General features: G+C 46.0%; 10 protein-coding genes. All 10 read right to left on the minus strand.

Annotation, left to right across the window (positions count from 1 at the left end; genetic code table 11):
* Nucleotides 1-17 precede the first annotated feature (17 nt).
* On the minus strand, nucleotides 18-1,142 hold the full coding sequence (gene dnaJ / locus FKV70_RS18640) for a molecular chaperone DnaJ (RefSeq protein ID WP_063210069.1): 1,125 nt from the start codon (nucleotides 1,140-1,142) through the stop codon (nucleotides 18-20).
* A gap of 247 nt (nucleotides 1,143-1,389) precedes the next feature.
* Entirely contained in the window at nucleotides 1,390-3,225 is a 1,836-nt protein-coding gene (dnaK, locus tag FKV70_RS18645) for a molecular chaperone DnaK (RefSeq protein ID WP_063210068.1), read from the minus strand.
* An 86-nt stretch (nucleotides 3,226-3,311) separates the two neighbouring features.
* On the minus strand, nucleotides 3,312-3,884 hold the full coding sequence (gene grpE, locus FKV70_RS18650) for a nucleotide exchange factor GrpE (RefSeq protein ID WP_064796013.1): 573 nt from the start codon (nucleotides 3,882-3,884) through the stop codon (nucleotides 3,312-3,314).
* 121 nt (nucleotides 3,885-4,005) lie between these two features.
* Nucleotides 4,006-5,037, minus strand: a complete 1,032-nt coding sequence (gene hrcA / locus FKV70_RS18655; RefSeq protein ID WP_063210066.1) for a heat-inducible transcriptional repressor HrcA — start codon at nucleotides 5,035-5,037, stop codon at nucleotides 4,006-4,008.
* A 974-nt stretch (nucleotides 5,038-6,011) separates the two neighbouring features.
* Nucleotides 6,012-6,488, minus strand: a complete 477-nt coding sequence (locus FKV70_RS18665; RefSeq protein ID WP_017428176.1) for an N-acetyltransferase — start codon at nucleotides 6,486-6,488, stop codon at nucleotides 6,012-6,014.
* Between the two features lie 156 nt (nucleotides 6,489-6,644).
* Nucleotides 6,645-7,832 (minus strand): radical SAM family heme chaperone HemW, encoded by a 1,188-nt coding sequence (gene hemW, locus FKV70_RS18670; protein WP_142613789.1) that lies wholly within the window; start codon nucleotides 7,830-7,832, stop codon nucleotides 6,645-6,647.
* A gap of 409 nt (nucleotides 7,833-8,241) precedes the next feature.
* The gene (lepA, locus tag FKV70_RS18675; protein ID WP_063210063.1) at nucleotides 8,242-10,056 is read right to left on the minus strand and encodes a translation elongation factor 4; all 1,815 of its coding nucleotides are present in this window, start codon (nucleotides 10,054-10,056) and stop codon (nucleotides 8,242-8,244) included.
* A 71-nt stretch (nucleotides 10,057-10,127) separates the two neighbouring features.
* Nucleotides 10,128-10,637, minus strand: a complete 510-nt coding sequence (locus tag FKV70_RS18680; protein ID WP_063210062.1) for a hypothetical protein — start codon at nucleotides 10,635-10,637, stop codon at nucleotides 10,128-10,130.
* Nucleotides 10,638-10,663: 26 nt separating this feature from the next.
* Complete coding sequence (locus FKV70_RS18685; protein ID WP_142613790.1) at nucleotides 10,664-11,917, minus strand: stage II sporulation protein P; 1,254 nt, start codon at nucleotides 11,915-11,917, stop codon at nucleotides 10,664-10,666.
* Between the two features lie 230 nt (nucleotides 11,918-12,147).
* Nucleotides 12,148-13,149: a GPR endopeptidase gene (gene gpr, locus FKV70_RS18690; RefSeq protein ID WP_142613791.1), complete on the minus strand. Its 1,002-nt coding sequence runs from the start codon at nucleotides 13,147-13,149 to the stop codon at nucleotides 12,148-12,150.
* Between the last annotated feature and the right edge of the window lie 144 nt (nucleotides 13,150-13,293).

Raw genomic sequence — 13,293 nt, forward strand, 5'->3', positions numbered from 1 at the left:
CGCGATTTCGACTTTGCTTAGTCGCCTCGGAAGGCGCGCTTTACACGGTCAAAAAAGGACTGCTCATTCTCATGTGTCTGCTCTCCACTAAGCGAAGAGAACTGACGCAGCAATTCCTTCTGTTCCTCACTCAGCTTGCTAGGCGTTACCACAACTACCTTAATATGCTGGTCACCTTGACCTACGCCGCGCAGTTTTGGCACACCCTTTCCTTTAAGACGGAAATAAGTGCCTGTTTGTGTGCCTGCTGGAACTTTCAGCTTCACTTTCTCAGTCAACGTTGGGATCTCTACTTCATCTCCCAAGGCTGCCTGAGAGAACGTCAGCGGAATTTCACAGTAGATATCGTCTCCCTCACGCTCAAAGAAGTCGTGCGACTTCACGCGGAATACGACGTACAAGTCACCTGCCGGTCCTCCGTTGACCCCGCCTTCGCCTTCACCGTTGATACGCATTTGTGCGCCATCATCCACACCCGCTGGAATGCGGATATGAATTTTGCGTTTCTTGCGGACACGGCCTGATCCACTACAAGTCGTACATTTTTCTTTGATGATTTTACCGGAACCGCCGCAATTGGAGCAGGCGCGACGATTAACCATGCGACCAAACGGTGTATTCTGCACCACTTCTTCCTGTCCACTGCCGTGGCAGACGGAACAGGTCTGTGGTTGAGTGCCCGCTTTGGCTCCTGTACCATGACACGTATCGCATGTTTCCGTACGTTCAATTTGAATGTCGGTTTCTTTACCAAATACCGCTTCTTTGAATTCAATCGTCATCGTATATTGAAGATCGTTCCCTCGTTGCGGTGCATTCGGGTCACGTCGACCATTGCCGCCACCAAAGAACATATCAAAAATATCACCAAATCCGCCACCGAAGTCGGCACCACCGAAGCCGCCTCCCATGCCCTGATTCGGGTCTACATGACCGTATTGGTCATATCTTGCCCGCTTCTGGCCATCACTGAGGACATCGTAAGCTTCTTTTACTTCTTTAAATTTTGCTTCAGCGTCCGCAGCCTTGTTCACGTCCGGATGATACTGACGCGCAAGCTTACGGTAGGCCTTTTTGACTTCTTCATCCGAAGCGCCTTTTGCGACACCCAGCACCTCATAATAATCACGCTTATCAGCCAATGTTCCACCCCCATGCCTACAACGTGTCTGCACTACATATAAAAGGAAAGCCAAAGGCGCGGGATGACCCGGCTTTGACCTTCCCATCTTTCAAGGCAGTACAACCCGTAATATGCTTATTTATCTTGGAAATAACGGTTACCCTTAGGCTAATTGTTATTTATCAAGGCAGCTACGCTGCTAATTACTGTCCAGTATATCATAAAGCACCGGTATACCGTAAAGTTGCCACTACCCGATCCGTTGCTTAGTCTTTCTTCTGATCTTCGTCAACAACTTCATAGTCCGCATCAACTACATTGTCACGGCCTTTGTTGTCTGCTGCTCCTTCTTGAGCTTGTGCTGCTTGAGCGGCTTGCTCATACAATTTCACAGACAATTGCTGAACGATTTCAGTCAGTTCTTCAGTAGCTTTTTTGATGTCCTCCAGATTGTCGGATTCCAGCGTTTTTTGCAGATTTTCTTTAGCTGCATTGGCTTTTTCGACTTCACCTGCATCCGCTTTTTCGCCCAGATCTTTAATCGTTTTGTCTACAGAGTAGATCAGTTGGTCTGCAGCGTTTTTCGCTTCTACCAAATCTTTGCGTTTCTTATCTTCTTCCGCATGCAATTCGGCATCCTTCATCATACGTTCTACTTCCTCATCGCTCAAGCCGCTGGAAGAAGTGATCGTAATTTTTTGGCTTTTGCCTGTGCCTTTATCTGTAGCAGATACGTTCACGATACCGTTCGCATCCAGATCGAAGGTAACTTCGATTTGCGGTACACCACGTGGTGCTGGAGGGATATCTCCCAATTGGAAACGGCCCAGCGTTTTGTTGCCTGCTGCCATTTCGCGTTCACCTTGCAGTACGTGAATTTCTACGCTAGGCTGATTGTCGGCATATGTCGAGAATACCTGCGATTTGCTCGTAGGGATTGTCGTGTTGCGTTCAATCATTTTAGTGAATACGCCACCTGCAGTTTCGATACCGAGGGACAGTGGAGTTACGTCAAGAAGAACAACGTCTTTCACATCACCTGTCAATACACCTGCTTGAACTGCCGCACCCAAAGCTACCACTTCATCAGGGTTTACGCCTTTGTGAGGCTCTTTACCTGTCAACTTTTTGATGGCTTCCTGTACAGCTGGAATACGTGTGGAGCCGCCGACCAGAACGATTTTGTCGATGTCGCTAGCACTCATGCCTGCATCTTTCATCGCTTGACGAGTAGGTCCCAAAGTACGTTCTACCAGATCTGCGGACAATTCTTCAAACTTCGCACGAGTCAGGTTCAACTCCAAGTGCTGTGGAACGCCGTCAGCTACGGTAATAAACGGCAAGGAAACAGTTGTTGTCAATACGCCGGACAGTTCCTTCTTAGCTTTTTCTGCTGCGTCTTTCAGACGTTGTACAGCTGCTTTATCTTTGCTCAGATCAATACCTTGATCTTTCTTGAACTCATTTACGAGGTAATCAATAATCACTTGGTCAAAGTCATCGCCACCCAGCTTGTTGTCGCCGCTTGTTGCTTTAACTTCGAAGAAACCATCGCCGAGTTCCAGAATGGATACGTCGAATGTACCGCCGCCCAAGTCATATACAAGGATTGTTTGGTCTTCGGATTTTTCCATACCATATGCCAATGCAGCTGCTGTTGGCTCATTGACAATCCGCAAAACTTCCAGACCGGCAATTTTACCTGCGTCCTTAGTTGCTTGACGTTGACCATCATTGAAATAAGCAGGAACAGTGATAACTGCTTGAGAAACCGTTTGGCCTAGGTATGCCTCAGCATCGGCTTTCAGCTTTTGCAAAATCATAGCGGAAATTTCCGGTGCAGAATATTCCTTACCATCAATGTTTTCTTTGTGACTTGTACCCATGTGGCGCTTGATGGACATAATTGTACGATCCGGGTTTGTAATAGCTTGGCGTTTTGCCGTTTCCCCTACAATACGCTCCCCATCTTTTTTGAAACCGACCACGGAAGGGGTTGTGCGTGCGCCTTCCGGATTTGGAATAACGACGGCTTCGCCGCCCTCCATAACAGCCACACAAGAGTTGGTTGTACCTAAGTCAATACCGATTACTTTGCTCATCGGACAATTCCTCCTTCTGTATATACGAGGCCCTCAGGCCAGAATAGTTGATCAGAATGATGTAAGTCTAATGTATATAGAAAAAGTTACATGCTAACTTTTACCATTGCTGGTCGAAGCACCTTGTCCTTCAGCATGTATCCCTTTTGTACCTCTTCAACAACAATGCCTTCATCATGCTCTTCGCTCTCTACCTGCATAATAGCCTGATGGAAATCAGGGTTAAACGGTTGTCCAACTGCATTCATGGCCGTTACTCCCTCTGCCTGAAGCACACTCTCAAACTGGCGGAAAATCATTTCCACCCCTTTCGTGAATGACTCAGACTCCGCTCCTTGCGATGCTGTTGCCAGCGCACGCTCGAAGTTATCCAAAACAGGTACTAACTCGGTAACCAGCTTCATAGACGCATATTTAGCAAGTTCTTCCTTTTCTTTCAGCGTACGACGGCGAAAATTGTCAAAATCCGCCTGTGCACGCAGTAACCGCTGCTGATGCTCCTCAGCCTCTGCACGAAGTTTGGCCACCTCTGTGTCTTCTACCTCGGCTTCCAGTGCTGCCGCTTCATTCACCGGCTCTTCCTGCTGGCTCGTTTCGGCGGCTTCCTCTGTGCTTACATTTTGTTGTTTTTCATCTTGGAACGCTTGTTCTTCTTTCAAAATGTTTCACCTCCTTCAAGTTGTAACTCCCCTTACAAAAGCACGCAACAATGCACCCGCGCAGGATACAAACCGTATCCCAGCGCGGAACATGTAGGACCGCAACCTGTGCGATCTTATTTTATTTAAACCGTTGCGTTAGCATTGCGGTCAAATCCTTAGACAGGATACCCAAAATATTAATAACTCTCGCATATTCCATCCGCGTCGGCCCCAATATACCTATCGTGCCCAACGCTTCTCCGTCTACTGCATATGTAGCAGTAATCAGGCTGCAATTAGCAAACGCCTCATGATCATTTTCCGTACCGATGCGGACTTGAATTTCAGGTGCTCCGGCTACAGGGGTCATCAGTTTAAGCAGCGTTGGTGTTTCCTCCAGCAGATCAAGAATATGTTTAACCTTCTCTACATCTTTAAATTCAGGTTGATTCAGCATGTTCGTCGCACCGCTCAAATATAGGCGCTGATCCGATTCATTATCGAGTGCTTTATCCAGCACCTTCATAGCATCCTCAAAATGAGACACATGCTTCTCCATTTCCTGACCAAGCGCGGTGTAAAGGCGTGATTTAAGCTGATAAATCGGCACACCGACCAGCTTGCTGTTCAGCAAGTTCACAACCTTTTCCATCTCGGAGATTGAGATTCCTGGTGGAATATCCACCGTTTTATTCTCCACCTGACCTGTATTGGTCACGATAATCGCCACTGCTGTCGTTTCGTTGAGCGGCAACAACTGAAAATGACGCAACGAAGTATGAAAAACCTCCGGCCCAAGCAGGATGGAAGTATAATTGGTCATATGGGACAAAATGCCTGATGCATGCTGGATCACTTGTTCCATTACATTCAGCTTTTCGGCGTAAAAGGCTTTTAGTTCCCGCATTTCCACAGGCTTCAGTGTATTTAGCGGCACCAAATGGTCCACATAATAACGATAGCCTTTATGAGACGGGATGCGTCCCGCAGAAGTATGGGGTTGCTCCAGATAGCCCTGTTCCTCCAAATCCGACATTTCATTACGGATCGTGGCTGGGCTGAATCCGACATCCTGCCTTTTGGATATGCTGCGGGAACCCACTGGCTCAGCCGAACGGATGTAGTCATCAATAATCGCATTCAAAATGAGTCTCTGACGTTCGGTTAACAAGCGAATCCCCCCTTATCGTTTATCCATAATAGCATGATTGTGAAATGGAATCATTAGCACTCGTTCGCGATGAGTGCTAACTGATAATACAAAAATACCAAACCGACCTGATCATTGTCAAGTCAGATCAGTATTTTCAATGAATGATATTTATTACATCCAATTTGATTACTATGACAAAACAGAGGGTTTGCAATTTTTCACCTAAAACCTCATTATTCATCTTATCCAAACCGTATTTATCTAAAGGACGGAAAACAGAAAAATTTGAGATTGTGTCCCCAAGCTGTTTTAACTTCATTGCCCTAAAGGAGGAATGAGATCTGAGAAGCCAGCGCCGTAACCTTTTATACGCCCTAATCGCACTCTTACCCACAATTTGTATGTTTTACATTTTGATTGAATTGTTTCCGTACACAGGACTAGGCAGAATCGTTGCTTTGCCACTAACTTTTATTCTGAACGCTGCCCTTATGATTTCCGTAATCCATCTAATTCGTAAATTAAGAACTCTGTGGTGTGTCTTTATCCTGGTCCCTACCATTCTGTTAAGCATGTGGAATACCATTTTATTTTACCCGCAAGAATTCAGTCCAAGTATTCCCAAGCAAATAAAATATAGTGTTACAGCTATATCACATTATGATGATTTAACACCAGCCGATTGGAAAGAGTACACATATCGTCCAAGCCGAATCGGAGAGTCTGAAAAATACGTTGTCGCCTTGTATAAATACAAACATCAAGTTCCATTAGATGGCACTACATACTTTTATAATGATACGGATTATTACGGGGAACATCCCATAAGCAGCCTGAGTGAAATACCCTCGGAACTGAAGCCTCATCATCAATTCATTTGGTGGTTGCTCCAAAACTTCGAGAAATGAACAAGGGCAAACATTACAAGCTGCAATACATACGCACAACTATGTCCTGATAAAAAAAACTGAACTGACCTCATTATTACCAGGTCAGTTCAGTACTTTCAATACTGCGATTTCATCGCAATTGTTTTGCTTGCTGCAGTGAATACAGTCGGTCCATACCTTTTCAGGGAAAATCTCTTTGCTAACAACATCAAAACCGTTTTTTATAAAAAAGGATACCTCGTAGGTCAATGCCATAATTTTAGGAATACGTTGCCGCCGTGCTTCTATAATAAGGCCCTCCACAAGCTTGGAGCCAATCCCCATTCCTTTATGTCCCTCAGAGATGCCAAGGGAGCGAATCTCTACCAAATCAGCGCCCAATTTGCATAAAGAACCACAACCAACGACCTGGCCATCCACCTCTGCAACAATAAACAGCTCCAGTTGGCGCGTAAGCACTTCCCTTGAACGTGGCAGCATAATCCCCCGCTCTGCATAGCCGCTAATCATTTGATATAAAGGCTCCACATCCTCAGGAACCGCACTTCTGCACAATACATCTTTACACACTGAAGCCATCTTGCTCTCCTCCTGCCGCTTGCCGCATATAATGAATAAATATACAACATTACGCATAGAATCGCAATACTCCATTTACCCTGCTGTGGCAGAACGGTGTAATACAAAGATAGTACAGCTTATACGGTGAAAACGCGCTGTATTGAAGTCTGCAACTTATGCATTTGCCGTGATCGACCCGATGAACTCTGCAAATACATCATTTCCGAATAAAATGCCGCGTTCGCTCAAACGATACCCATCCTCGATCGATTCGATTAATCCCGCATTCAGCATTTTTCCGAGAGGCACTGTAAATATGTCTTCCAACGCCTGACCGAATTGAGCTTTAAAGCGGGATTTGGACACACCCTCCAGCATTCTCAAACCGACCATGAGGAAATCCTCCATGGCTTCCGCCGTCGGCACTTCAAAGCTATCCAGACGCGGCAGACCATTCCGAGTAGCCTCCACATAAGGGTTAATACCCTTAATGTTCATGTGACGCTCTCTGCCGACATAACCATGTGCCCCGGCGCCGAGACCGTAATAATCCTCATTACGCCAATAAGTCATATTATGCTTACTTCCCAAACCTGGTTTTGCGAAATTGCTAATTTCATACTGTTCATACCCCGCTTCTTTCATACGGCGCATAAGGAGTAAATACATTTCCAGTTCGTCATCTTCATGTGGAAGCGGCAGCTGATTTTTCTGGTACAGCGTGTGGAAAAGCGTGTTCTCTTCAACCTTCAAACTGTAGATCGAGTAATGAGGAAGCTCCAGCTCAAGTGCTCTACTGACGCTTTCATCCAGCATATCCACCGTTTGGTTCGGCAAACCGAACATCAGATCAATCGACAGATTGTCCAAGCCAGCCTTACGTGCGTTTTCCAAACTACGATAGACATCATCTGTACTATGAATACGACCTATGCCTGTAAGCAGCTCATTCTGGAAAGCCTGCACACCAAAGCTGAGTCGATTGACGCCGCCTTCTTTCATCACAGAAAGTTTTTCAAAATCAGTTGTACCCGGATTGGCTTCCATGGAAAACTCAATATCTTCCGCCCAGTTTGGAAAATAGGTACGAACGCTCTTCAGGAAATATTCCATTTCCTTCGGAGTGAGAGTCGTTGGTGTTCCGCCCCCGACAAAAATGGTCTTTATCTCTCCAGGCGGGTGAAGTTTGACCGTATGTTCCATCTCCCGTTCCAAGGCATACAGATATTCCATAACAGGCTGATCCTTGAGCACATAAGAGTTGAAATCACAGTAAAAGCATTTATTCGTACAGAAAGGTATATGCAGATAAACCGCTTGAGGTGCGGATGAATATTCATGTTTTTGTATGGATGCGGTCATACCGATCCTCCTTGTCGATTTCAGGGTATAGTGAGAAAATGAACCGAGTTGAGACCAACCGCTTCATGTTCCATTTGATCTTCTGCTCGCTGTTACTCCCCAATTTTTTATTATATAAACACTCTTAGGGATAAAATTGGGGAGTAAAGGCGAACGCTACGCTTCTCCAGATTCAAATGGCCCACTCCGCTGCTGCCCACCACAAGTCGATCATTTTTTATGGTGTAGGTGTTGCAGTAAAAGAAACTCTACTTAGAGATACGCTAAAGTTTTAATGATACTATGCTTTGTTACGCTGATTGTAACTTGAACGAGATCTACGTCTTGAATAGCTTGCTCAAATAAAGAACGTCCATTCTTCATGCTGGCCAATGCCCCATGAAAGAATGGACGAATACTTCAAACTGCTTTACTCATCTATCTTCAGTACCGCCATAAATGCTTCCTGTGGTACCTCTACGTTACCGACCTGCTTCATACGTTTCTTGCCCTCTTTTTGCTTCTCAAGCAGCTTCCGTTTACGGGAAATATCGCCGCCATAACATTTGGCCAAGACGTTTTTACGCATAGCCTTAACGGTTTCACGCGCAACTACCTTTGTTCCTACAGATGCCTGGATTGGCACCTCGAACATTTGACGCGGAATCAGTTCGCGCAGCTTCTCACAAATGATGCGTCCGCGGTGATAAGCCCGATCTCTATGCACGATGAACGACAGGGCATCGACCTGCTCGCCGTTCAACAGAATATCCATCTTCACCAGATTAGACTGGCGATAGCCTGAAATTTCATAGTCAAAGGAAGCATATCCTTTGGTGCTGGATTTAAGCTGATCAAAGAAATCATATACGATTTCAGACAAAGGAATCTGGTACGTAATCGTTACCCGTGTTGTATCCAGATACTCCATGTTCACGTACTCACCACGCTTGGTCTGGCAAAGCTCCATAACCGTACCTACATAATCATTTGGCACAATGATGCCTGCCTTAACATATGGCTCTTGTACATGTTCAATACGTCCTACTTCCGGGTAGTTGGAAGGGTTATCGATTTCAATCGTTTCCCCGTTAGTCAATTGTACACGGTAAATTACGCTCGGTGCCGTTGTAATCAGCGGAATATTGAATTCACGTTCAATACGTTCCTGAATGACGTCCATATGGAGCAGACCAAGGAAACCGCAACGGAAACCAAAGCCCAGCGCACTGGATGTTTCCGGTTCAAAGCTAAGCGAAGCATCGTTCAGCTGCAGCTTTTCAAGCGCCTCACGCAGGTCGTTGTACTCCGATGTTTCAATCGGATACAGACCGCAATACACCATCGGATTAATTTTCCGATAGCCTGGCATCGGCTCTGGTGTTGGATTTTTGGCATCCGTCACCGTATCCCCGACACGTGTGTCGCCCACATGCTTGATTCCGGCAACAATAAAACCAACATCACCGACATTCAGCTCGTCCACGATTGTCATACGTGGCATGAAAGCTCCAACCTCAATGACTTCAAACGTTTTGTCAGTCGCCATCATTTTAATTTTCGAACCTGCGCGGATACTGCCATCCACAACACGTACATATACGATAACGCCCTTATAAGGATCATAATGCGAATCAAATATAAGCGCCTTGAGCGGATTATCCGGATTTCCTTGCGGAGCAGGCACACTTCTGACCACCTGTTCCAGAATTTCCTTGATACCGATTCCAGCTTTGGCTGAAGCATGTACAGTCTCGCTTGTGTCCAAGCCGATAACATCCTCGATTTCCTGCTTAACCCGTTCAGGATCAGCACTCGGCAAATCAATTTTGTTAAGCACCGGCAAAATCTCCAGATTGTTGTCGAGTGCCAAATAAACGTTAGCCAGTGTCTGGGCTTCAATCCCCTGCGCTGCGTCTACTACCAGCAAAGCACCTTCGCAGGCTGCCAAACTACGGGATACCTCATAGGTAAAATCGACGTGTCCCGGGGTATCAATCAAATTCAAAATGTACTCTTCGCCGTCATCGGCCTTATAGGTGAGTCGCACTGCCTGGAGCTTAATCGTAATCCCGCGCTCCCGCTCCAGTTCCATCTGGTCAAGCACTTGCTCCTGCATTTCACGGGAAGTGAGTGCACCGGTGTACTCCAAGATCCGGTCAGCCAGCGTGGATTTACCATGGTCTATATGTGCAATGATACTAAAGTTCCGAATTTTACGTTGTCTTGCCAAAATATCAGTCATGCCTTACCCCCACACAATGCCTAGTATCAATCAGCTTATTATAGCAGTTGTAAGGGGGGTCAGCAATATTTCTATTCTGTTACCCCGTCAAATACAGATACAACCCAGCGAATGCTCTTTCTTGACAGGTTTTGAAGCAGTCCAGCCGTCTTGTCGGCCATGGTATCCACCGATGCCTGTTGCGCCTTGACGGCTAGCAGTTCACGAGGTGTCTCCAAACCTTGCCGGGTATTGTCATCTTGTGCAGTTTTCGTGTCCCATTCATGTGTCCAACGTGTGCTCTGCTCCTCGCTTCGTTCGTTTGGTTTCTCTGCATTCATGTCCGTTTGTGGCTCCGATTCGACCTTTCCACCTGTATTATACGTACGGTTATACGCTCGGGCATTAGCTGCCGGGGTATCCTCAATCACCGTTTGTTCATATTCAACATTCTTTTGAGTTACCGATGAAACTGGATTCTCAGCCCATTCCGGGCCATAGACTGAGCGCAGGCCAGAGCCTGCCAGCTGCATGCCAAGTAACACGCCTGCCCCGACCAGAAGCACAAATCCGAGCGCTTTTTTACGAAAATGTCCAGACATTTATATCCCCCTTCCTACTACCTCATTTAATTGCCACTCTTTTGGTTGTCAGATACATGGGTACCCGCCTTTTGTGCTTTCTGATCTTCCCAATACACTTCACTGATCATGTCCGCCAAAACGTCAGAGGTCCGTTTTAACTCCTCCTCGGTGTTATCAATCCCCCCGATTTCAATCAAAATGCTATGGGAAGACAAGCTTTGATTGTATTCCCCGTTGTTTCCTTTGCCGCCATCTTTCCCCCACACACCGCGCGATACGCCGTGATATGATTTTTCCAGCTTTTCATGAATACGAGCGGCAAAAGCTTCGTTTTTGCGCCAATTTTTGTTGTCATGTCCAATGATAAAATACACTTTGGCATAAGAGAGTCCATTAATAGTGGCTGTTGTTTTTCCATGACGTTGAGAATCACGATGAATATCAAGCAGATAAGTTAAACCTTTATTTTGAGCCAAAGCTTCCTTGACGGTTTCGCGTGAATATTTATAAGAGTAGTTCCAATTGTAATTTTGAACGGTGGCCGCATAATCCTTGTTTACATGCAGTGTGGATATCCCTTTCTTTTCCAGTCTCTTCTTTACAAAGTCCCCCACCCTTGATACATTGGCTGATTTGGAACCTGAATTGGGGTTAGAACTGGCTTTGCTTAATAATGGGTTATATGCTTCTCTCGGATGAGAGTGGTAGATTAATATCCGCTTCTCTCCTTTGGCGGCATCAACTGGATCATCCTTACGGGCGGGGTCTGTTTCCGGTGTTGTCGGAATATCCGGTGTAGTAGATGGCGGGTTCTCAGCTGTGTCTGATCCTCCAGGGGTATCCGTCGTTCCCTGATCGGGCTGATAGTCCTCAGGACCCTCAACCTTGATGTTCCCCGAACCCTTGCGCAGCAAGACAGGCGCTCCCGCAGACATACCAGGAATTTCACGAGCAATGAGGCTTTTGGGATCCTGCGGATTAATACCTGTAAGCATCTGAAAAACAAATGGTGACCATTGTTCCCCCGACAACGAAGAATGCTGCTTCTTTTGTGCCAAATGGGGTACCTCCATACCTAGCATATCCGCGAAAAAACCGCTGGACACCGAGCCCGCCAACCCTTTCATCGAAGAAACAGGAGAGGTTTGCAAACGATTTTCTGCCAACCCTCCTAATCCCAAAACGACAAATAAAAGCGCCGAGCCCATGATAAGCAGCACAAGCGTATGTCCCATCGCCAAAATTTCGATACCTTTTCTTCTCCATCTTCCGACGTTCCAGGTCTGAATTTTTTTCATGTGAGCTTGTCCTCCTTCGTCCCGTCGAAACCCGCTTTTTACTTCAGAACACAGGGTTCCTATCCGTTGCGGAAATCTCTTATACTTCAACTCTATGAACGGAGAACAATTACTAGAACACAAAAATCTCTATCTACAGGTCAATCCCATCCCTTTTTGAGAGAGATAGGCTGCCTGTTAAATAGAGATTTTGTGTCTGTGTCTAGAAAGATGGTTTTGCTAGCCTTTCATTAATGCGTATAAGCGGCGACATTGTCAGGAGCAACCGCCTCATGCAGAGCAGCGTTCAATCCGGTCGCAATGATATTTGCGATATCTTCAATAAATTCATCAATCTCTTTTGGAGTGACAATCAAATCATGCCCTAATGGTTGAAGTACCTCTCTCACCAGCCCGAGTCTCTCAGGTTCTGAAATATCATCCAACATCCCCAGAATTACTTTGGTAGAAGCCTTTTCTTTGGTAAAATGCGTTTTCATCAATTCGATTACATTATTGACAATAGTTGAGGCGTAGCATACCGTGGGAACACCGATCGCGATACACGGAACCCCCATAATATCCTTGGTGATGCCGCGCCGCTTGTTGCCAATACCTGAACCTGGATGTATTCCGATGTCCGCCACCTGAATGGTCGTATTGACACGCTCCAGTGAACGTGATGCCAGAGCATCAATAGCAATAATCAGTTCTGGCTTTGTGCGATCCACAATACCTTGAACAATCTCACTGGATTCGATTCCCGTAATACCCAGAACACCCGGTGCAATCGCACTCACATCCCGATATCCCGGGTTGATCTGATCAGGTGTCAGTTCAAAATATTGACGGGTCACCATTAAATTTTCAACGACAAGCGGACCCAGCGAATCAGGAGTAACGTTCCAATTTCCCAAACCTACCACCAGCACTTTTGCCGTCTTAGAAATCCCTATTTTTTGTATAAAATGCTCCATTTCTTTTGCAAAGGTAATAGCTACCCGCTGCTGGAGCCCAGTGTCGCCTTCACGTAAGCCAGGTACTTCGAGCGTAACGTAATGCCCTTGTACCCGTCCGATCCGGTTGGCTCCTTCTTCATTTAATACATCCAACCGTGTAATTTTAATACCGTTATCTTCCTCCACGTTCTCATTTATACCCGCCAGCGGTACAGGCTGATTTCGTTCTGCCAGTTCTCTTGCCTCTAATGCCAAATCCGTGCGGACTGCATACTTCTGCAAATCCAGATCCATCTCTTACCCCTCCTTATATACCATCACTGGCTATAGTGTGCGAGCCACCCAACAGGTTTATGCACATCCATTTTCATCCTGTAGTTTGCATCGTCTCAGAATGTTTTCTTATTGCAATTTGAGGTACGGCATGCTAAAATATTT

It is taken from the genome of Paenibacillus ottowii (assembly GCF_006874425.1).
Lineage (GTDB): Bacteria > Bacillota > Bacilli > Paenibacillales > Paenibacillaceae > Paenibacillus > Paenibacillus ottowii.

Bases quoted from the DNA above. Each gene is read 5' to 3' on its own strand.
- dnaK (WP_063210068.1), bottom strand. From the start codon at position 3,225: ATGAGCAAAGTAATCGGTATTGACTTAGGTACAACCAACTCTTGTGTG.
- FKV70_RS18665 (WP_017428176.1), bottom strand. From the start codon at position 6,488: ATGGCTTCAGTGTGTAAAGATGTATTGTGCAGAAGTGCGGTTCCTGAG.
- hemW (WP_142613789.1), bottom strand. From the start codon at position 7,832: ATGACCGCATCCATACAAAAACATGAATATTCATCCGCACCTCAAGCG.
- lepA (WP_063210063.1), bottom strand. From the start codon at position 10,056: ATGACTGATATTTTGGCAAGACAACGTAAAATTCGGAACTTTAGTATC.
- FKV70_RS18680 (WP_063210062.1), bottom strand. From the start codon at position 10,637: ATGTCTGGACATTTTCGTAAAAAAGCGCTCGGATTTGTGCTTCTGGTC.
- FKV70_RS18685 (WP_142613790.1), bottom strand. From the start codon at position 11,917: ATGAAAAAAATTCAGACCTGGAACGTCGGAAGATGGAGAAGAAAAGGT.
- gpr (WP_142613791.1), bottom strand. From the start codon at position 13,149: ATGGATCTGGATTTGCAGAAGTATGCAGTCCGCACGGATTTGGCATTA.